The following is a 19148-nucleotide window of genomic DNA, read 5'->3' as shown; positions in this document are numbered from 1 at the left end:
CATTACGTTAGTTCTGTCCCTTTCACTTTAGCGGAACTAGCTATTGAAATCAAGTGATCGTCACTGGCATAGCAAAAAGCCGTTTCTCTCTATGAGAAACGGCAAGCAGGATTATAAAGAAGCTTTCAAAATAGAAAGAATGTCATCACGACCAAGTTTCATAAAGTTACCAAAACCACCGTATTCCATTTCTTTCGCCGCAATGTCGGCAATTTTGTCCAGCTGATCTTCACCAATGTCATAATCCGCTAAACGACTTGGTGCACCGAGGCTTGTCCAGAAGGCTGACAGCTTGTCGATGCCTTCTAATGCGATATCACGATCTGATTTTCCTTCTGTCTCGATGTCAAACATGTTCAGCATGAGGTTTTTAAAGCGTTCCACATTGTGATCGAGTGTATGACGCATCCAATTTGGGAAGAGGATGGCAAGTCCGCCTGCATGCGGAATGTCATAGACAGCCGATACCGCATGCTCAATCGTATGGGACGCCCAGTCTCCAAAGTAGCCCATTTGCAGCGTGCCATTTAAAGCGATCGTTCCTGCATAAAGGATCGTTTCACGGTGCTCATAGTTTTGTAAGTCTTCAAGCAGTTTTGGTGCTGTCTCGATGACTGTTTGAAGAACAGCAAAACACATTCGATCCTGTAGCGGCGTGTTTTTTACATTATGGAAGTATTGCTCGAAGACGTGGCTCATCATATCGACCATGCCGTACACCGTCTGGTTTTCTGGCACAGAATATGTATGCTCAGGGTCTAGAATGGAAAAAGCAGGATGAGTGACTGAACTGCCCCACACATATTTTTCATTTGTTTCCCAGTTTGTGATGACAGAGTCTGGATTCATTTCTGAACCGGTTGCTGCAAGTGTCAGTACTGTGCCAAATGGCAATGCTTTTTGAGCGGTTGTTTTCTTAGAGATAATGTCCCACACATCTCCGTCATACTCTGCTCCGGCTGCAATCGCTTTTGTACAGTCAATCACACTGCCGCCGCCAACAGCTAATAAGAAATCAATTTTTTCATTTTGGCAGATGTCGATTCCCTTTTCCACTGTGGTAAGGCGCGGGTTTGGTTCAACACCTGACAGCTCAAATACTTCAGCTTCTGCTTCATTTAACGCGCTGATCACATTGTCATAAAGACCATTTTTCTTAATGCTGCCTCCACCATATACAAGTAACACTCGTTTTCCATAACGAGCGAGTTCGCTCTTTAGTCCTTCTAGTTGTCCTTTTCCAAACATTAATTTCGTTGGATTATAGTAAATAAAATTTTCCATCTGTTAATACATCTCCTTACAGCGTATATATCCAAAAACATGAAAGACTACTTTAACATATGTACACGTCGAACTCAAAAAAAAATAACTGCTCGAAAGCAGCTATCTTTTGGTTGTTCGATTATAAAGAAGCATTCAAAATGGCTAGAACATCTTCTTTGTTTAGCTTTTTAAATTGACCAAATTCACCGCGTGCCATTGCACGGTCTGCAATTAAATCAATTTTCTCATCGTTGATATCATAGTCCGCTAAACGGCTTGGTGCACCAAGACTTGTCCAGAAAGCTGACAATTTGTCGATTCCTTCTAAGCCCACTTCTTCGTCTGTTTTGCCCGCAGGGTCCACATCGAATACACGTACCGCTAATTGTTTAAAGCGGCCTGGGTTTTCCTGAATGACATGCTTCATCCAGTTCGGGAACAAGATCGCAAGTCCGCCGGCATGAGGGATATCATAAACAGCAGATACCGCATGCTCAATGTTATGAGAAGCCCAATCACCGCGTGCCCCCATTGACAGCATACCATTGAGCGCAATGGTGCCAGTGAATAAGATGGTTTCACGCAGCTCATAGTTCTCTAGATCGTTGATCAGCTTCGGTGCTGTTTCAATGACCGTACGAAGAAGCCCTTCACACATACGGTCTTGATAAGGTGTATTTTCCGTGTGATGGAAATATTGCTCGAACACATGTGACATCATGTCAACCATGCCATAAATCGTATGGTTTTTTGGCACAGTGAATGTGTTCACTGGATCAAGAATAGAGAATTTAGGGAAGACTGCTGGACTTCCCCAGCCATATTTCTCATTTGTTTCCCAGTTTGTGATCACTGATCCAGAGTTCATTTCAGAACCTGTTGCAGCAAGTGTTAACACAGTACCGAACGGAATAGCTTCCATTGGGACATGCTTACGCGTCACGATATCCCAAGCATCTCCATCGTACTTCACTCCAGCTGCGATCGCTTTCGTTGCATCAATGACACTGCCGCCGCCGACTGCCAAAATAAAATCAACGTTGTTCTCTTTGCAAAGCTCAACCCCTTTTCTTACTGTTGTTAAGCGCGGGTTTGGCTCAACACCAGCAAGTTCAGTGATTGCAGCTCCTGATTCTTTTAGGATGCTGACAACTTGGTCATAAAGGCCGTTTCGTTTAATACTGCCTCCACCATATACAAGTAATACGTTTTTTCCGTAGTGTTTGAGTTCATCTGAAAGGGCTGATACTTCTCCCTTTCCAAACATTAATTTCGTTGGGTTCCAATAAGTAAATCGATCCATTTGATCTCCTCCTCGCGCTACATTATGCGCCTCAATCATTCCAAAAGTAAAGTAATTTGCTTTAATCCATTTTCTTACGCATAGTTTGGCTAAAAATCTGCAAAATATAAATGTATTGATGCTGTAGCGAAAGGAGGAATCACGATGAGTGCTATTCAGCGTATTGCCCTCGTGCTCACGATTATCGGTGCTATTAACTGGGGACTAATCGGCTTTTTTCAATTTGACTTAGTAGCAGCGATCTTTGGCGGACAAGGCTCTGCATTATCACGTATTATTTATGGTCTTGTTGGAATTGCAGGTCTTGTTAACCTTGGTCTATTGTTCAAGCCAAGCGAAGAAGCTGTTCGCCGTGACGAGCCGAATCCAGAGGTTCGCTAAACAAAAAGACATAAAAAAGGCCGCCTATACGAGGCAGCCTAAGGCACCGTTTGAAGCGGTGCTTTTTTTATTTCTTGATAAGATCTTTACGGTTAGATTGCTCAATCCACTCTTCAAGTTTATCTTTAAGTGTATTGAAACCTTGTGGTGCAGCAGCTTCTTCTTTCACTTGCTGTGGTCTTTGTTTCTTTGGTTTGCTTTCTTTTCTTTCAGGTGCATCTTGTGTAGCACGGATAGAAAGGCTGATTTTACCTGCTTTTTCATCAACAGAAAGAACTTTTACTTGTACTTCGTCACCAATTGAAAGGTGCTCGTTGATGTCTTTTACAAAGCCATGTGTTACTTCAGAAATATGCACAAGTCCTTGAGTTTCTTCATCTAATGCAACAAACGCACCATACGCTTGTAATCCTGTTACTTTACCAGTGTAAACACTGCCTACTTCAAACTTTGTCGCCATGATAACAACTCCTAAATAAATGTTTTAATATTCGTTTATACGCAATTAAAAACTATATCATAGAACGGTCAGTTACGCAAAATATTTTTTAATTGGGTTTAGATCAGTTCAAAAGGGGGAATACCTGAAAACAAGAATGCTTTCTAGTATTCCCCCCTAATTTGAGAGGCATGAGTCCTAATGGATTGATGCCTTTTTTTATTTTAGATGACAGGTGCTTCTTCTTTCACTTGTCGTTCCTGCAAAAAGCGCTGGATTCTTGAAAGTGATTCCTGAAGATGGTCAAGAGACGAAGCATATGAACAGCGAATATGACCTTCACCACTCGGCCCGAAGACATTACCAGGGACAACGGCTACTTTTTCACTCAGGAGCAGCTCCTCGGCAAATTGTTCTGACGTCATGCCCGTCGTTTTAATGGACGGGAAAGCGTAAAATGCGCCGTTTGGCTGGTGGCATGCAAGCCCCAGTTCATTCAAGGAGCCGACAAACAAATTACGGCGCCTTCTGTAGCTTTTCTTCATTTTCTCTACATCTTCAAGCCCATTTTTCAAAGCTTCTTCTGCTGCATATTGTGCCATAGCGGGCGCACACATCATAGAATATTGGTGTATTTTCAGCATAGCATCGCGCAGTACAGGTGGTGCTGCCACATATCCTAAGCGCCAGCCTGTCATGGCAAACCCTTTTGAAAAGCCTGAAATCAGGATCGTTCTTTCCTTCATATCTTGAATTGCCGCCACGCTTGTAAAAGCTTCATCGTACGTCAGCTCTGCGTAAATCTCATCCGTGATAATGAGAAGGTCATGCTCTTTTGCAAATTGAGCAATATCTTCAAGCTCTTCCTTTGAATAGACAGAGCCAGTTGGATTTGATGGTGAGCAGAGCAGGATCGCTTTTGTCTTAGGCGTCAGCTTCGTGCGCAGATCCGCCGAGTCTGCTTTGAAATCTTTTTCAGCCGAGGTACTTAAATAAACAGGTACTCCGCCTGCAAGTGTCGTAAGGGCCCCATATGCTACGAAACAAGGCTCTGGAATGATCACTTCATCCCCGCTGTTTAAAATCGCACGAAAGGCCAAATCAAGTGCCTGGCTTCCGCCAACTGTGATAATAAGTTCTTCTTCAGGACTGTAGTCAATGTGAAACCGCTTATATAAATAGTGGCTCAGTTCTTTTCGCAAAGATAACAACCCTGCGTTCGCCGTATAAGAAGTAAGCCCTTGTTCTAATGACATAATACTTGCTTCTCTGACATTCCAAGCTGTCACGAAATCTGGCTCGCCGACACCGAGGGAAATGACCCCTTCCATTGTGGCTGCCAAATCAAAGAATTTCCGAATACCTGACGGCTGAATGCTTTGTACCGTTTCAGATAAATAAGACTTTTTCATTTAAGGTGACACCACGATTCTTTTGTCATCGTCTCCTGTTTCAAACACTTTCCCATCATGTTTATATCTCTTTAAAATAAAGTGGGTAGTTGTTGAAACCACGGAATCAAGTGTCGATAATTTTTCAGACACGAAGCGGGCAATATCAGACATAGATCTTCCGCGGATCACAACAGATAGATCATAAACACCTGACATGAGATAGACAGACTCCACTTCCTGAAAGCGATAAATACGTTCAGCAATTTCATCAAATCCGACGCCTCTTTTTGGTGTCACTTTGACATCAATCATTGCTGTGACGCCTTCGTGACCATCTACTTTACGCCAGTCAATCATGGTTGAATAATCAATAATGACTTTTTGATCTTCAAGTTTTTGAATAATCGCTTCTGCTTCTTCTGTTGTCACGCCTGCCATTTTTGCAATTGTATTTAAATCGGCACGGCTGTTTTCATCTAAAATCTCTAATATTTCAGTTTCTTTTTCTGTTAGTTTCATTTGATTTCACACCTCAGATTGTAAAAGCTAGTTTTAAAAAATCTTCTGAACATTATAGCACGTTTTTCCCATTATGCTAAGCAGGGAAAAGATGCTAACCATAGCTTAAAATCCACTTTTTAGGGTACAATACAGTCACCTAACAGAGAGAGTATCAAGTATCGGAGTGATGAGTGTGGACTTTGTTCAGCCAGCTTATATGAAAAGTAAATTCGGTTTAGATATCTATTATGAGCACTATCCAAATAAGGGGAAGAAAACATTGATCTTAATTCACGGACTCTTCTCTTCTACCTTCAGCTATCGAAAGCTCATCCCGCTTCTGAAACAAGACTTCAATTTAATTGCAATCGATCTGCCGCCATTTGGACAGTCCGAGAAGTCGAATACGTTTATTTACAGCTATCGCAACATGGGAAAGATCATTATTGAGCTAGCTGGTTACTTGCAGATTCAGCATGCGATCCTAGTGGGTCATTCGATGGGCGGCCAAATTGCTTTATACGCTGCATCTGAACGGCCAGACCTATTTGAAAAGGCGGTACTTTTGTGCAGCTCAGGGTATTTAAATAAATCAAAGAGATCGCTTGTTTACAGCACATATATTCCTTATTTTTATCTCTATCTCAAAAGAAAGCTCTTGAAGCAAGGCATAATGAAAAATTTAACCGCTGTTGTACATGATCATTCCATCATTGATCAAGAGATGGTGGACGGATATTTAAAGCCTTTTTCTGATGATCAAATTTTCCGAGGAATTTTCCGCTTGATTCGGCACCGGGAAGGCGATTTGACCTCGGATGTCCTAAAGAAAATGGAGACACCAGTGCTGCTCATTTGGGGTGAGGAAGATCGGATCGTTCCCATTCAAATAGGAGAAAGACTGCACAAGGATCTGCCAAACTCGACCTTGCATGCATTAAAAAAAACCGGGCACCTCGTTCCTGAGGAAAATCCGGTCTTTGTGTCTGATCAAATCGGACATTTCAGCCTGTCTTAGCGTGTGCAGGAGCTGCTGTCTCGTATGACGAAAAGCTGATTCGCTATATGTTGACAGTTTTCGAAAGGCAGGAGCTGCTCAAATGAGTGATGATAAATGGCTTGAATGTCTTTTGCTAAAGATAAAGAGTCTTCTGCGTCGTATAATGCACTGATGACGTCAGCAGGCTCCGTTTCATAAAAGTCCTCTCCATATTGAAAAGGGTCCCATGCCTTAATAAGTTGAATCATCTCTTCTACAGCTTGACTATCTTTCATCGGTATCACCGCTTATAATAAATTTTGTGATATTTATTTTAGCACAACCAACAATGGTTGAAAAACGGCTAGAGGTGGGTTTCATGAATTTCGACGAACAGATCATACGTAAAGGTTCAAAATCAGTGAAATGGGACCAAGCAGAGTCTTTGTTCCTGACAACAGATGCACTGCCGATGTGGGTGGCAGATATGGATTTTAAAGCGCCGCAGGTCGTCCTTGATGCATTGAAAGAGCGATTGGATCATGGCGTATTTGGCTATGCCTTTCAAGACCAGGATACGCAGCAGGCAGTAGCCGAATGGCTCAAAAGAAGACACGGGTGGTCGATTCAGACAGAAGCCGTCACCTTCACACCAGGGATTGTCACGGCACTTAGTTTTGCTGTCCAAGCCTTTACAGCACCGAATGACGAAGTGGTCATACAGTCACCAGTGTATACGCCTTTTTATCAAATGATTGAGCGAAATGGACGTACAGTCTCAACCAACCCTTTAAAAATAGAAAACAACCGCTATCTTATGGATTTTGATGATTTAGAGAAAAAACTGAGCAGACCAGAAGCGAAGCTCATGTTCCTTTGTCATCCGCATAATCCGTCCGGAATAGCGTGGTCAAAAGAGGAATTAAAACGAGTAGGAGACTTATGTGTCAAGCATGGTGTCACAGTCGTTTCAGATGAGATTCATTCTGATTTGATGCTATACGGAAAGGCGCATGTGCCATTTGCTAGTCTTTCTGACGACATAGCACATATCACAGTGACGTGTATTGCACCAAGTAAAACATTTAATTTAGCTGACCTCCAAGCATCTGCCATTATCATTTCCGATGAAGAAAAAAGAACCCTTTTCACCAATGAATTGCAAAGAAACGGACTAGCCAAACTGAATGCATTTGCGATTCCTGCGATGGAAGCAGCATACCGCCACGGGGATGAGTGGCTCGATGCACTTGTTCTTTATCTCGAAAACAATATAAAAATGGCGATGGACTATATTGACGAACACCTTCCAAATATGCGTTATATGAAACCAGATGCTTCTTATTTATTGTGGCTGGACATTCGGGATTATCAATTCAGTCAAGCGGAATTGAAACGGAATCTGCTGAAAAAGGGCAAAGTGATCCTAGAGCTTGGTCACGTGTACGGACACGAAGGAGACGGCTTTATTCGGATGAATCTAGGCTGTCCTGCTTCAACAGTCATAGAAGGATTGAAACGCCTTCATCAAGCGTTCACGCGATCATCTGAATAAGCCCTATACAATCGAAAGAACATCCTAACGGGTGTTCTTTTTAAAGAAAAAAACCCTCCTTTTATCATATCTACTTTGTACATGAGATGATATAATGAGAGGAATTACAATTATTTACGAGGAGAGCATTTAAATGGAAATGTTCAAGGATTTTCTGCTCCATGTATCTTTTATTCTATTTCCAATCTTTTTATATCATGCGCTATGGCTAAGCCGGACCCCTGCTCATTTCCCAAAAACGAATAAACTGCTCATCACAGTATTCGCATTCATCTCTTCAGCACTATGTATTATATATCCAGTTGGTTCGATTTTAGATTTGCAGACTGGGCTTCAATCCATCCCTCTTGTACTTGCCATTTTATACGGAGGGTACACTGCTGGGATCATCGCCATCTTGATAAGTTCCATGGTCAAATTCGTGATGTATGGCTCCTTCTTATGGGTTGGACTCATTGTTGTTCCGATTTACTTTTTCATCCCATTTCTGTTCTACCGTAAATGGCGTCAATATTCGAAGCTGAAAAAGCTGATGTATGGAGTGCTTATCGGTTTATCCAAAGGATTCTTTATTTACATTGGACTGTTTGCGGTCAGCTTAATGGAATACAGCCCAGCCTTTATTATGCAGCAAAAGTTACTTGAGTTATTTTTCTCAACCCTTTACTACATATTCTTTCTTGTGCTAAGTATCTATTCCATTGAATTCGTCAAAGAAAATGCGCAAATGAGAACACAGCTCGTCCAGTCAGAAAAACTGACCATTGTAAGTGAACTCGCTGCAAGCGTTGCCCATGAAGTACGCAATCCGCTGACAGTGGTGAGAGGCTTTATTCAATTGCTCTTTTCTAGTGACAATACAAAAGAGCCGTCAACCAATAAAGATTATAAAAATCTCGTTCTGTCCGAGTTAGACCGGGCGCAGGATATTATCACGAGTTATCTTGACATTGCGAAACAAAACTATTATCAAATTGAATCTCTCAATCTATCTAAGTTACTAGAGGAATGTGCATCACTGATGACATCCTATGCCAATTTCAAATCAGTCACGATTCATCAATCCATTGAACCAGACTTATACATTCAAGGTGATGAAACGAAGATCAAGCAAGTCATGATTAATTTAATCAAAAATGCGATTGAAGCAGCCCCAGAACACGAAGGGGAAATTGAACTTTTTGCTTCAAAAGAAAATCATAAAATATGCCTTTGTTTCGTGGATAACGGTGTAGGAATGACAGAAAGCCAAATGAAAAAGCTTGGCGAACCATATTACACCCTGAAAAATAAAGGGACTGGACTTGGGCTGACAGTGACATTTTCTATCATTGAAAATCACCATGGAACCATTCGTTTCAAAAGCTCGCTGCAGTCTGGTACAACCGTCACCGTGAAGTTTCCTGAAGATACAAGAAAAAAATGATCAATCCATTTTTTTTGTCCTTTTTTCATCTATCCGCTCCTGCTTCTTAGACGCACGAACGATCAGACGAAAGCAAATAAAAGCAGCAATGAAGAAAATCACCGTGGTGATTGCCGCTGGGATGTACTCCCTTTTATCTTCAGGAAAATACATTAGAAAGAGTGCGATGAACGACAGCATTCGCCATTCCCCCTTTTGCTCGTTTACTTCACTATATTGGCTAAAAGAAATGAAATACCTTCCTGCGAGAAGGAAATGGAGGAATTTCACATGACAGACATTCAAATTGGACAAGTTGTGAAAGGATTTTACAAAACAGGTGTTTACGTTGGGGAAGTGACAGCAGTGAAACCATCGACCTATCTCGTTCAAGTAAAAGCCGTTCTGACACATCCCACTCAAGGCGACCTGCATCACCCAAAAGAAGCAGACGTGCCTTTTTTCCAAGAGAGACGGGCTTTGGCCTATCGTGAACAGACGAATATCCCTCATCATATGGTGAAGCCTTATGATGGCGGTATACCAGATTATCAAGTATCACTAAAAGAAGCTGTAGATAAATTAAAACAAACGCTCCATGCGGATGATTCCAAATGGGCTGAAAAATCAAGAGCGTGCCTATCTTCTCTCGAAAAAGATTATTTTCCAGAAGACGCCCGCTAATCAGCCGAATCAAAAAAGTGTGAGAAATCGATCAGCTCACCAATTTTGGTTGTTTGCGGATTTTCCACATAAGCTCTGTCTTTTTCAAAAAGGGTTAGCAGCTGATAAGTCGTCATAGCATCATCAAGTGCTTTATGATGCTTACCAGCTCCTTCACTGCCGTATTCCTTTGCCGCTTTGCGAAGCCCTGTCAGTGTACGATCACCAAAAAAGGTTTTATACTCAAAGGCAAGGTCCCTCAGCTTCCCCTTAAAAGGAAAGGCAATGTGATTCAGCATACAGTTTTGCTTCAGCACCTTCATGTCCATATTGCCCCATGTAATAATCTCACAATCCTCTCCCCCATCAAGCGACACGAGCTTCTCGATAAACGCCTCAAAGGAAATTCCGCTCTCTACATCCTGCTGCGTAATGCCGAGGAACGATTTACAGCGCTTCGTCAGCTTCGGGAACTTTTTCGGTTTGACGTAGCTAGAGAACGTGTCTATAATCGTTTCACTTGCCGCTTTCACTACCCCAGCTTCAATAATTTCAGGAAAAAAATTTTGTGGATGATACTTTCCATCAGGCATCGTAAATTCAAAATCGACCACAAGCACCGCCTTCTGTTCCACCAGTCTCACCTCACTTTCTCGTCAGTTTTTCATCCTGATATCATTATATTAAGACGGACCTTGAAATCACTTCATTTTCTTGAAAATAATGCAGATTCACTATGCCCAACCTATCATCAGATGAAAGATCGTTTATTTTCCTTTATAATTATTAAGGAACACGAAATAAATAAAGAAGGTGGTCTCTATCACAAACAGGAAGAAAAACTTGTACATCATGTGGTTTGTGAACTTTTTTGTATCTGCCAGCATTACAATGATCGTCCCTTTTTTATCACTTTACATAGAATCTCTTGATAGCAGCTATTCAAATGAATTTGTCCAAAGGTGGAGCGGCTATGTCTTTGGGGTCACGTTTTTAACGGCCTTTCTGATTTCTCCGATTTGGGGACGGATTGGTGACCGTCATGGCTATAAAAAGATTTTGCTCATTAACGGAATTGGGATTGCAACAAGTATTCTATTAATGGGGCTTGTGCAAACCGTTTATCAGCTATTCGCACTGCGGCTCTTCATGGGGCTTGTCACAGGCTTTATCTCGACTTCAATGGCACTGATCTCTGCACAGACGGAAAAGGCAACTGCAGGTAAAACCCTTGGAACGATGCAGATGAGTAATGTCGCCGGGGGGTTGTTTGGTCCATTAATGGGCGGCTTCATGGCAGACAGCGTCGGATTTATTTATACGTTTTTCCTCACAGCGACTGTCATTTATGTGTCAGCTATTGTGATTATTTTCGGAGTGAAAGAACAGCCCATCCGTTCAAAAGAAGCAAAGCGCGTTTCTTACTCACGGAAGGATGTGCTCGTTCATATTTTCAAACAGCCTTTGCTTGTGGTCACGATGCTTTTAACGTTTATTACACAAGTAGGGAACTTTAGCATTCAGCCACTTTTGGCTTTATACATTCATGATTTACACGGTCCTGTTAATCTCGCATTTTATGCGGGTCTTGCGTTCTCTGCAACTGGACTTGGCAATCTGCTCTTTACACGAAAATGGGGAGATCTCGGAGATCGAATTGGTCACGACAAGGTGCTGCTTGCCCTTCTCATCCTCTCCTCTATTTTATTCATCCCGCAAGCGATGGCGGATTCCTATGTGATGTTAGTACTTTTCCGTTTTCTATATGGGATGGCACTTGGCGGGATTATTCCGTGTACGACGGCGTATATTCGGATCAAAGCACCTGCCTCTATGCAAGGGGAAGTGCTCGGGTACAATGTCAGCTTCCGCTTTCTTGGGAATGTCGTCGGTCCGGTGATTGGCGGCATTGTGGCGAGTCATTACGGGATTCCAGCTGTCTTTTATGTCACCGCCGGAATTTTTCTGTTTGGCGCGTTATTTTTATGGGCGGTCCGCTCGCATGCGAAGACAAAAGAAAGGAGTGTCTGATCCAGCATCAGGTACTCTTTTTTCTTGTGTAGAAGCCTTATTCACTAGACTTCACGCCCATTCTTTTCTAAAAATAACCTTCTCGTATTCGCAAAAGAATGGTACGATATGGCTAGAAAATTGAAGAAAGTGAGTGACCTCATGTTTCGTGCAATCATTGGTTGGTTATTACTTGCTGCCCTCATTCCATTATTTGTTCTGACTTTTTATCTATCAAAGGAAGAAGCTGCAAGTGTCAAGCCTGTTAACGAAGTGCTTGATCAAAAAATCAAGCTGGAAAAGATAGATTTTTCCCAAAACAGTTATATGTATGATCGGGATGGTTCTCTCATCTCCGAGATCGTATCAAACGATGAAAACCGAGTGTTCGTGACGTATGATAAAATTCCTGATTCTGTGAAGGAGCTGTTCCTCCGCTCAGAGGACCGGAACTTTTATGACCATAAAGGCATTGACTTTATGGGGGTTGTTCGTGCCCTTGCCTCAAATGTCAAAAACCATGGCATCAGCCAAGGAGCGAGTACGATCACACAGCAATTATCCCGTAACTTATATTTAAGCCATGAACGTTCGTTCACCCGAAAGTTTACAGAGCTTCTCTATTCCTATGAATTAGAGCGGAAATTCTCGAAAGATGAAATTCTCGAAAGCTATTTAAATACGATTTATTTCAGTAATGGTGTTTACGGTGTCGGTTCTGCGGCTAATTACTATTTTGATAAGCCGCTTAGTTCTTTAACGCTTGCACAGATGGCATTTATCTCTGCGATTCCAAACAACCCAACACTGTATGACCCATTGAAACAATTCAAGCACACGAAGAAACGCCAAGAACGACTGCTTGGTATTTTAAAGAAAGACGGTGTCATCACCAAAAAGCAATACAAAAAAGCCGTCAAAGAAAAAATCAGCCTGTCCTTAAGTGAAAAGAAAAACCTTTACCCTGACTATGTGACATATACCAATGAGGAATTCACCGATCTTGTGTCAGATCAGGAAGGCTTTACAAACCGCTTGAAGAAAGCCAAAACAGATGGAGCAAAAAAAGCCATTCAAAAAGAATTATCTGAAAAAGTTAGTGCCCTGCTTCAGGATGGTGTCAAAATTTATACGGCACTTGATCCTTCCTTACAGCAACGAGCCGTCTATCAGCTCAATGCGCAACTCCCTTACCAAGGTGTAGAAGGCGGATCAGCGGTCATTAATCATGAAACGCATCAAATTGTCGCACTTGCTGGCGGAAAAAACTATAAGAAGTTTGATTTCAACTACGCCTATCAAGCGCAAAGACAGCCTGGTTCTGCAATTAAGCCGCTTTTAGACTATGGTCCTTACATCGACCAAACCGGTGCAACAGCTTCAAGCAAAATCAGTGCCGGCAAGTTTTGCAGCAGCGGATACTGTCCGCAGAACTATAATCATAAAACGTATGGAACTGTCACACTTGAAACAGCCTTTAAGAACTCTTACAATACACCTGCGATCCGAATGCTGGATACAGTCGGTGTCAAAAAAGGCTTCAGCTATTTAGAGAAATTCTCATTCGAACATATCGTAGCGGATGATTATCGCCTTCCTTCTGCACTTGGCGGATTTACGAAGGGGTTCTCGCCGCTAGAAATAACAGATGCGTATACCGTCTTTGGCAATCAAGGCAGTTACACACAAAGTCATTCGATCACAAAGGTAACAGACTTAAACGGTAAGACCCTTTACAAGTGGAAAGAGTCACCGAAGCAAGTGTATTCTCAGCGTACAAATGACACAATGCGTAAACTGCTTGCCTCCGTTGTAAAAAGCGGAACAGGGAAAAAAGCGAATTTCAGTTCCCCTTACATTGGTGGTAAAACAGGGACATCCAATGACTACAAAGACATTTGGTTTGTTGGACTGACAGATCAATATACAATGGGTGTATGGGTTGGAAGAGATAGAGGAACGGTTGAATCGATTTACAGCTCCAGCCCGCACTTACGTATTTGGAAAAATACGATGCAATACGCCAGATAAACAGGAGGTTTGATTGCGATGCATTCAACACATCCACCCCATTTAATTTTATTTGACGGTGTCTGCAACGTGTGCAGCGGTGCTGTTCAGTTTGTGATTAAGCGTGATCCAGATGAGCGAATGATGTTTGCTTCATTACAATCAGATACAGGGCAGCGCATTTTAAAAGAAAACGGTTTGCCTTTAGATGAGTTCAATTCATTCATTTATATTGAAAAAGGCACCCTTTATACGAAGTCGACAGGCATCTTAAAAGCCACGCGGCATTTAAAAGGGATCTACAAATGGAGTTATTTACTCATTGCCATTCCCCGCCCTATCCGTGATTGGTTTTATGAGCGGATGGCGAAAAATCGCTACAAATGGTTTGGTCAAAAAACATCTTGTATGATGCCTACACCCGATATTCAAAAACGGTTTCTTTCATAAAAAAGCATCCTCCGATGGTGGAGGATGCTCACATTGTTGACAAAGGGCTAAAATGATTTTTATTTTAGCCCTTTGTCTTCTTTTCAGCGTGACCTGAAAACCTTTGCAGTCTAGGAAGGACGAGTACCGGAGCGGAGCGAATTGAACATTCGTGAGCACCGGAACGCAGCCCTGACACCGAATGCGAGGGTTTGTCTACACGCTGAGCATCCTCCGATGGTGGAGGATGCTTTCTTTGTCTGTTTAAGAAGGCAGACTCGCCATAACACTGTTATAAAGCTTAATAAATAAGTACAAAATGCCGATTAAAAACGTTGCCCAAAACAGAAGAATAAACATCATAAATCCAATTAAATTCAGCATGGAAAGCGATTGATAAATGCGAACCACAACCCAGATAAAATAGACAAGACTTGCTAAAACAAACAGTCCGACAAGCAGAATCAGCTGCTGCGTCAACAGAAATGAAAGCAAGCTGGCAAATAAATAAACAACGGATGCAATCCGAATTTTCTTTAAGTTCTCCCCTTCAGGATCTTTCGCGAAAAAGAGTAGTGCCAGCTCTAACACCGTATCTGCAATCAGTTTCAAGGCAGATAAAATCATAAAATAAACAAGTGCAAAAGCAGCAAAAAGAGCAAGCCTGATGCCCTGTTCCGAGAAAAATTCCAGCATTCCTTTTAAAATACCTGCTTGAGTCAAGAAATCAGTCGTGATACCTACTGTGAAAATCGAAAAAGCAGAGCTGAATAGTAAAATCGAAATCAGCGGAAAATATCCAGTCAAATATGTATTTTTCATAAATAGATCCTTTCTCATAAGCTCACATTTATTATGGCTCACTTAAAACGGATTGACAAGATGCTTTCAAAGTAAACTGGCAGCAAAATCAAATTTGTGATTTTGCACGTACATTCCTTCACAAACTTACATTTTCCCGTTAAAGTATTACTATTACGAAAAAATCGTGCGTTAGGGGTATACTCGTGAAAAAAACATTAAGACTGCAAACACGGCTGACGATTTTTGTTTGTATCGTTGTCCTGATCTCCCTTTGTATCACATTCTTTACGATCTGGTCGGAAACAGCTAAGAACATTCATCAGCAGGAACGTGACATCGCCCTCTCCACTGCCAAAATGGTCGCAGAGGCTCCGATCACAGCGAAATCATTAGAAGAAAATCGATCATATTCAGCATTGCGTCAATATACAACAAGTGTTCAGCGAATCACCAAAACCGAATTCGTTGTCGTGATGGATATGAACGGTATTCGAAAAACCCATCCAAATCCGCAGAAGATCGGGAAGCGGTTTGCTGGCGGTGATGAAAAACCAGCATTACAGGGTAAAGAACATATTAGTACGGCTTCTGGAACACTTGGCAGATCCATGCGTGCTTTTGTTCCTGTTTATGATCAAGATGGAAAGCAGCTCGGGGCTGTGGCAGTAGGGATTACGTTAAAGGAAATTGACTTGATTATTCATCAAAGCTTACTTCCGCTCTACTTCGTCATATCGCTCAGTCTTCTTTCTGGTATCATCGGAGCACTCATTGTGGCACGAAAAGTGAAGAAGATTATGTTTGGACTAGAGCCAGATGAGATCGCCACACTATTAAAAGAACGAAGCGCCATGCTAGAATCAACAAAAGAAGGGATTCTTGCCGTCGATCAGCACGGTAAAATCAAGCTAGCCAATGCTGAAGCCAAACGGCTCTTTCATAATATGGGCATTATGGTTGACCCTAGAGAACAAGATGTTCAGGCTCTCCTCCCTTCAAGCGGTTTAAAGCAAGTCATTGAAACACGCAAGCCGCTGCTTGACCGCGACGTGAGAATGAACGGACTGGAGCTTGTCTTTAACGAGGTCCCGATTACGGTAAAAGGCGAGATTGTCGGGGCAATCGCCACCTTCCGTGACAAAACAGAAGTCAAACACTTGGCTGAGCAGCTGAGCGGGGTCAAAATGTATGCAAATGCCCTCCGTGCCCAGTCACATGAATTTATGAACAAGCTTCATGTCATTTTAGGATTGGTTCAGCTCAAAAACTACGATGACCTTGGCACCTATATCAAAGATATTGCGATATATCAGCAAACGGAAACAAATGAAATCATCAACCATGTGAAAAACTCTGTTTTAGCAGGATTTTTACTAGGAAAACAAAGCTACATCAGGGAACAAGGCGCGACCTTAGAAGTCATATGCAGCACACAAGTCCCAAATTCAGAGGACCCAGCAGTGACGCATGATCTCATTACCGTGATTGGCAACCTGTTAAATAACGCACTCGATGCTGTTTCTCATACTGAGACGAAAAACATCTCAATCTCATTCCGATACGTCCAGGAGCAGCTTCATATTGAGATTACGGACACAGGTGTTGGTCTCACAAAAGATGAACAAGACATCATGTTTGATCAAGGCTTTTCAACTAAAGGAGAAGACAGAGGATTCGGTCTCTACTTTGTTGACCAAAGCATCAAAAAATTGAACGGACACCTGATTGTCACGAGTGAAAAAGGAGAAGGAACGACCTTTAGTCTCCGCATTCCGTATAAACAAAAGGAGGATTCACATGATTAATGTGTTAATAGTAGAAGATGACCCAATGGTTGGGGAGCTGAACAAACGCTACCTGACCCAAATCGACGGCTTTGAATTAAAAGGGATTGCCACCTCTTTTCAGCAGGCACTGGACATCTTAAAAACAGAAGCCATTCACCTTGTACTGCTCGATATTTATATGCCTGGACAAAATGGACTGGTCCTATTATCAGAAATACGCAAGCAAAATCATTCTGTTGATGTCATTGTCATTTCAGCTGCCAATGAAGTCGACGTGATCCAGCAAACGATGCGAAACGGGGCCGTTGATTATTTAATCAAGCCATTTGAGTTTGAACGTTTCCAATCAGCGCTCTCAGAGTATAAACGTAAACACGCCTTGTACCAAACGATGAACAGCATCTCGCAAAATGATTTAGATGCGAAGCTCTTTCATAAAAAAGCAGAGACAGAAAAAGTCCTTCTGCCAAAAGGCCTGACCAAAAGCACACTCAAACTCATCTGGACAAGTATTCAATCATTCGATCATCAAGCTTTCACGACCGAAGACCTAGCGAATCATACAGAAATCTCTCAAGTCTCCATTAGAAAATACTTGAAATTCCTTGAGGACATCGAAGTAGTTGATGTCGAAATGGCATACGGGACAATTGGACGTCCTGTTTTCCAATATAAACTCAGTACAACAAATATGAATTTGATTCAGCAATATCTATAATTTGACACATCTGACCTTTTACAGAGGCCAGATGTTTTTTTATGGCACACGATGTCACAAACCCCTTGATATCAGCGGTTCCACTGTAGTAGAGCACATCACAAAAGCGGCATTATATCATATTTCAGCAGATAAAAAGACATCGAATTTAGCCTTTTAACATTTTTTTAAAAATAAAACAAATTTCTATTTATTTATTCGATTGGAAATGATAAATTATGATTGATTAGTTCAACGAGATATAAGTCTGATGTCTTACATCTTCTCTCCTTCCCTCCATAAGTTTCAGGAGAAAGCAGGATAAAATACCCTATTCAGAAGGGTGAGAAGAGGTAGAACGGTCTTTTTTCGCGAGACTTTTCTGAAACTTTTAAATTTTATAGGGGGTTATGTTTTGAAGAAGCGCAAAATTGGACTAGCATTGTCCTTAGTCGTAGCAGCAGGAACCATCCTTGGAGCATGCGGCAACTCTGGCTCAAACAGCGGTGAAAGCAAAAAAGATAAAGATCAATTCACTGTTGCAATGGTAACTGATGTCGGTGGTGTCGATGACAAATCGTTTAACCAATCAGCTTGGGAAGGTTTACAAGCTTTTGGGAAAGACAACAATTTAAAAAAAGGTAAAAACGGCTTTGATTACTTACAATCTAAATCAGACGCTGACTATACAACGAACTTAAACACACTTGCTCGTGAGAAATTCGACCTGATTTATGGAATTGGTTTCTTAATGCAAGATTCTATTAGTGAAATCGCAGATCAACGTAAAAATAATCACTTTGGTATTGTTGATGCAGTTGTGAAAAAAGACAACGTAGCCAGCATTATGTTTAACGAAAATGAAGGATCATTCCTTGTAGGTGTTGCGGCTGCTCTTTCTACAAAATCGAACAAAATCGGTTTTGTTGGCGGCGTTGACTCTGAATTAATCAGAAAATTCGAAGTTGGATTCCGCGCAGGCGTTGAAGCAGCTAACCCGAAAGCAAAAGTGGAAGTGAAATATGCTGGTGCATTCGATAAAGCAGACATCGGTAAAGCAACAGCTGAAAGCATGTACAAATCTGGCGTCGACATCATTTATCACGCAGCTGGCGGTACTGGAACTGGTGTCTTCACAGAAGCAAAAAACCTGAAAAAAGCTGATCCTAACCGTAAAGTTTGGGTTATTGGTGTAGATAAAGACCAGTATGACGAAGGAAAAGTACCTGGAACAAAACAAAGTGTCACTCTTACTTCTATGATTAAGAAAGTAGACACAGCGGTACAAGACTTAACGACGAAAGCAAAAGAAGGTAAATTCCCTGGCGGCGAAGTGATCACATACGGTCTGAAAGAAGGCGCTGTTGACATTTCTCCATCTCAGGACAACCTTGACAAAGATGTATTGAAGAAAGTAGAAGAATGGAAACAAAAAATCATCAAGGGTGAAGTCAAAATCCCTGCAACACGTGATGAACTAAAAGATTTTAAAGCTTAATTTGAGCATCGGGATAAGCGCGCCTTA

General features: G+C 41.7%; 20 protein-coding genes. 11 read left to right on the top strand and 9 right to left on the bottom strand.

The features are described from left to right. Window positions 1-111: 111 nt before the first annotated feature. Window positions 112-1284 carry an iron-containing alcohol dehydrogenase gene (locus C6Y01_RS11665; protein ID WP_034659782.1) on the bottom strand — a complete coding sequence of 391 codons (1173 nt, stop codon included), beginning with the start codon at window positions 1282-1284 and terminating at the stop codon, window positions 112-114. A 121-nt stretch (window positions 1285-1405) separates the two neighbouring features. Then, window positions 1406-2569, bottom strand: a complete 1164-nt coding sequence (locus C6Y01_RS11660; RefSeq protein ID WP_106038233.1) for an iron-containing alcohol dehydrogenase — start codon at window positions 2567-2569, stop codon at window positions 1406-1408. A 144-nt stretch (window positions 2570-2713) separates the two neighbouring features. Here C6Y01_RS11660 and C6Y01_RS11655 point away from each other — a divergent pair, with 144 nt between their 5' ends. After that, window positions 2714-2950, top strand: coding sequence for a DUF378 domain-containing protein (locus C6Y01_RS11655; protein ID WP_003212952.1), 237 nt, complete (start codon window positions 2714-2716; stop codon window positions 2948-2950). 67 nt (window positions 2951-3017) lie between these two features. Here C6Y01_RS11655 and yugI read toward each other — a convergent pair whose 3' ends face one another. From yugI to C6Y01_RS11640, 3 genes are all read right to left on the bottom strand, one after another. Then, on the bottom strand, window positions 3018-3410 hold the full coding sequence (gene yugI, locus C6Y01_RS11650) for a S1 domain-containing post-transcriptional regulator GSP13 (RefSeq protein ID WP_034659784.1): 393 nt from the start codon (window positions 3408-3410) through the stop codon (window positions 3018-3020). Window positions 3411-3613: 203 nt separating this feature from the next. Beyond that, window positions 3614-4801: an aminotransferase gene (locus C6Y01_RS11645; RefSeq protein ID WP_095285847.1), complete on the bottom strand. Its 1188-nt coding sequence runs from the start codon at window positions 4799-4801 to the stop codon at window positions 3614-3616. Beyond that, entirely contained in the window at window positions 4802-5302 is a 501-nt protein-coding gene (locus tag C6Y01_RS11640; protein ID WP_003213765.1) for an Lrp/AsnC family transcriptional regulator, read from the bottom strand. 175 nt (window positions 5303-5477) lie between these two features. Between C6Y01_RS11640 and C6Y01_RS11635 the strand changes: the two genes are divergently transcribed. Beyond that, complete coding sequence (locus C6Y01_RS11635; protein WP_034659788.1) at window positions 5478-6302, top strand: alpha/beta fold hydrolase; 825 nt, start codon at window positions 5478-5480, stop codon at window positions 6300-6302. Here C6Y01_RS11635 and C6Y01_RS11630 read toward each other — a convergent pair. Further along, window positions 6299-6559 (bottom strand): YugE family protein, encoded by a 261-nt coding sequence (locus C6Y01_RS11630; protein WP_095285846.1) that lies wholly within the window; start codon window positions 6557-6559, stop codon window positions 6299-6301. The genes C6Y01_RS11635 and C6Y01_RS11630 overlap by 4 nt on opposite strands. Window positions 6560-6642: 83 nt before the next feature. On the opposite strand from C6Y01_RS11630, the gene C6Y01_RS11625 reads away from it, so the two are divergent. Further along, window positions 6643-7818 (top strand): MalY/PatB family protein, encoded by a 1176-nt coding sequence (locus C6Y01_RS11625; protein ID WP_106038232.1) that lies wholly within the window; start codon window positions 6643-6645, stop codon window positions 7816-7818. Between the two features lie 133 nt (window positions 7819-7951). Beyond that, window positions 7952-9244, top strand: coding sequence for an ATP-binding protein (locus C6Y01_RS11620; RefSeq protein WP_106038231.1), 1293 nt, complete (start codon window positions 7952-7954; stop codon window positions 9242-9244). Here the strand turns inward: C6Y01_RS11620 and C6Y01_RS11615 are convergent, their stop codons facing one another. Beyond that, window positions 9245-9424 (bottom strand): hypothetical protein, encoded by a 180-nt coding sequence (locus C6Y01_RS11615; RefSeq protein WP_106038230.1) that lies wholly within the window; start codon window positions 9422-9424, stop codon window positions 9245-9247. A 90-nt stretch (window positions 9425-9514) separates the two neighbouring features. Here C6Y01_RS11615 and kapB point away from each other — a divergent pair, with 90 nt between their 5' ends. Beyond that, window positions 9515-9907: a kinase-associated lipoprotein KapB gene (gene kapB / locus C6Y01_RS11610; RefSeq protein ID WP_034659797.1), complete on the top strand. Its 393-nt coding sequence runs from the start codon at window positions 9515-9517 to the stop codon at window positions 9905-9907. On the opposite strand, the gene kapD is transcribed toward kapB, so the two are convergent. After that, window positions 9904-10521, bottom strand: coding sequence for a 3'-5' exonuclease KapD (kapD, locus tag C6Y01_RS11605; protein ID WP_095285843.1), 618 nt, complete (start codon window positions 10519-10521; stop codon window positions 9904-9906). The two genes, kapB and kapD, sit on opposite strands and share 4 nt — an antisense overlap. Before the next feature lie 217 nt (window positions 10522-10738). Between kapD and C6Y01_RS11600 the strand changes: the two genes are divergently transcribed. The 3 genes from C6Y01_RS11600 to C6Y01_RS11590 all read left to right on the top strand — a co-directional run bounded on the left by C6Y01_RS11600 (window position 10739) and on the right by C6Y01_RS11590 (window position 14356). After that, entirely contained in the window at window positions 10739-11917 is a 1179-nt protein-coding gene (locus C6Y01_RS11600) for an MFS transporter (protein ID WP_249114944.1), read from the top strand. A gap of 108 nt (window positions 11918-12025) precedes the next feature. Then, a complete protein-coding gene (locus C6Y01_RS11595; RefSeq protein ID WP_106038229.1) occupies window positions 12026-13927 on the top strand; it encodes a transglycosylase domain-containing protein in 1902 nt (633 codons plus the stop codon). An 18-nt stretch (window positions 13928-13945) separates the two neighbouring features. Continuing rightward, the gene (locus tag C6Y01_RS11590) at window positions 13946-14356 is read left to right on the top strand and encodes a thiol-disulfide oxidoreductase DCC family protein (RefSeq protein WP_034659802.1); all 411 of its coding nucleotides are present in this window, start codon (window positions 13946-13948) and stop codon (window positions 14354-14356) included. 243 nt (window positions 14357-14599) lie between these two features. Here C6Y01_RS11590 and C6Y01_RS11580 read toward each other — a convergent pair whose 3' ends face one another. Continuing rightward, complete coding sequence (locus tag C6Y01_RS11580; RefSeq protein WP_106038228.1) at window positions 14600-15157, bottom strand: YufK family protein; 558 nt, start codon at window positions 15155-15157, stop codon at window positions 14600-14602. A 185-nt stretch (window positions 15158-15342) separates the two neighbouring features. On the opposite strand from C6Y01_RS11580, the gene malK reads away from it, so the two are divergent. From malK to C6Y01_RS11565, 3 genes are all read left to right on the top strand, one after another. Then, window positions 15343-16944, top strand: coding sequence for a malate sensor histidine kinase MalK (gene malK, locus C6Y01_RS11575; RefSeq protein WP_095285840.1), 1602 nt, complete (start codon window positions 15343-15345; stop codon window positions 16942-16944). After that, the gene (locus C6Y01_RS11570; RefSeq protein WP_106038227.1) at window positions 16937-17644 is read left to right on the top strand and encodes a response regulator; all 708 of its coding nucleotides are present in this window, start codon (window positions 16937-16939) and stop codon (window positions 17642-17644) included. Before malK ends, C6Y01_RS11570 begins: the two co-directional genes overlap by 8 nt. 394 nt (window positions 17645-18038) lie before the next feature. Next, a complete protein-coding gene (locus tag C6Y01_RS11565) occupies window positions 18039-19121 on the top strand; it encodes a BMP family lipoprotein (protein WP_034659810.1) in 1083 nt (360 codons plus the stop codon). Window positions 19122-19148: the final 27 nt, after the last annotated feature.

Origin of the sequence: Bacillus sp. NMCC46 (assembly GCF_002998465.1) — a bacterium.
Classification (GTDB): Bacteria; Bacillota; Bacilli; order Bacillales; family Bacillaceae; genus Bacillus.
The sequence above is the reverse complement of the archived record's forward strand: the minus strand, read 5'-3'. Positions and strand labels throughout refer to the sequence as shown.

What these genes read in the sequence shown, in the direction of transcription:
- C6Y01_RS11600 (WP_249114944.1), top strand. Translation starts at nt 10,739, where the DNA reads ATGTGGTTTGTGAACTTTTTTGTATCTGCCAGCATTACAATGATCGTC.
- C6Y01_RS11620 (WP_106038231.1), top strand. Translation starts at nt 7,952, where the DNA reads ATGGAAATGTTCAAGGATTTTCTGCTCCATGTATCTTTTATTCTATTT.
- C6Y01_RS11615 (WP_106038230.1), bottom strand. Translation starts at nt 9,424, where the DNA reads ATGCTGTCGTTCATCGCACTCTTTCTAATGTATTTTCCTGAAGATAAA.
- kapB (WP_034659797.1), top strand. Translation starts at nt 9,515, where the DNA reads ATGACAGACATTCAAATTGGACAAGTTGTGAAAGGATTTTACAAAACA.
- C6Y01_RS11590 (WP_034659802.1), top strand. Translation starts at nt 13,946, where the DNA reads ATGCATTCAACACATCCACCCCATTTAATTTTATTTGACGGTGTCTGC.
- C6Y01_RS11660 (WP_106038233.1), bottom strand. Translation starts at nt 2,569, where the DNA reads ATGGATCGATTTACTTATTGGAACCCAACGAAATTAATGTTTGGAAAG.
- C6Y01_RS11630 (WP_095285846.1), bottom strand. Translation starts at nt 6,559, where the DNA reads ATGAAAGATAGTCAAGCTGTAGAAGAGATGATTCAACTTATTAAGGCA.
- C6Y01_RS11580 (WP_106038228.1), bottom strand. Translation starts at nt 15,157, where the DNA reads ATGAAAAATACATATTTGACTGGATATTTTCCGCTGATTTCGATTTTA.
- yugI (WP_034659784.1), bottom strand. Translation starts at nt 3,410, where the DNA reads ATGGCGACAAAGTTTGAAGTAGGCAGTGTTTACACTGGTAAAGTAACA.
- C6Y01_RS11625 (WP_106038232.1), top strand. Translation starts at nt 6,643, where the DNA reads ATGAATTTCGACGAACAGATCATACGTAAAGGTTCAAAATCAGTGAAA.
- C6Y01_RS11595 (WP_106038229.1), top strand. Translation starts at nt 12,026, where the DNA reads ATGGCTAGAAAATTGAAGAAAGTGAGTGACCTCATGTTTCGTGCAATC.
- C6Y01_RS11655 (WP_003212952.1), top strand. Translation starts at nt 2,714, where the DNA reads ATGAGTGCTATTCAGCGTATTGCCCTCGTGCTCACGATTATCGGTGCT.
- C6Y01_RS11645 (WP_095285847.1), bottom strand. Translation starts at nt 4,801, where the DNA reads ATGAAAAAGTCTTATTTATCTGAAACGGTACAAAGCATTCAGCCGTCA.
- C6Y01_RS11665 (WP_034659782.1), bottom strand. Translation starts at nt 1,284, where the DNA reads ATGGAAAATTTTATTTACTATAATCCAACGAAATTAATGTTTGGAAAA.
- C6Y01_RS11640 (WP_003213765.1), bottom strand. Translation starts at nt 5,302, where the DNA reads ATGAAACTAACAGAAAAAGAAACTGAAATATTAGAGATTTTAGATGAA.
- C6Y01_RS11570 (WP_106038227.1), top strand. Translation starts at nt 16,937, where the DNA reads ATGATTAATGTGTTAATAGTAGAAGATGACCCAATGGTTGGGGAGCTG.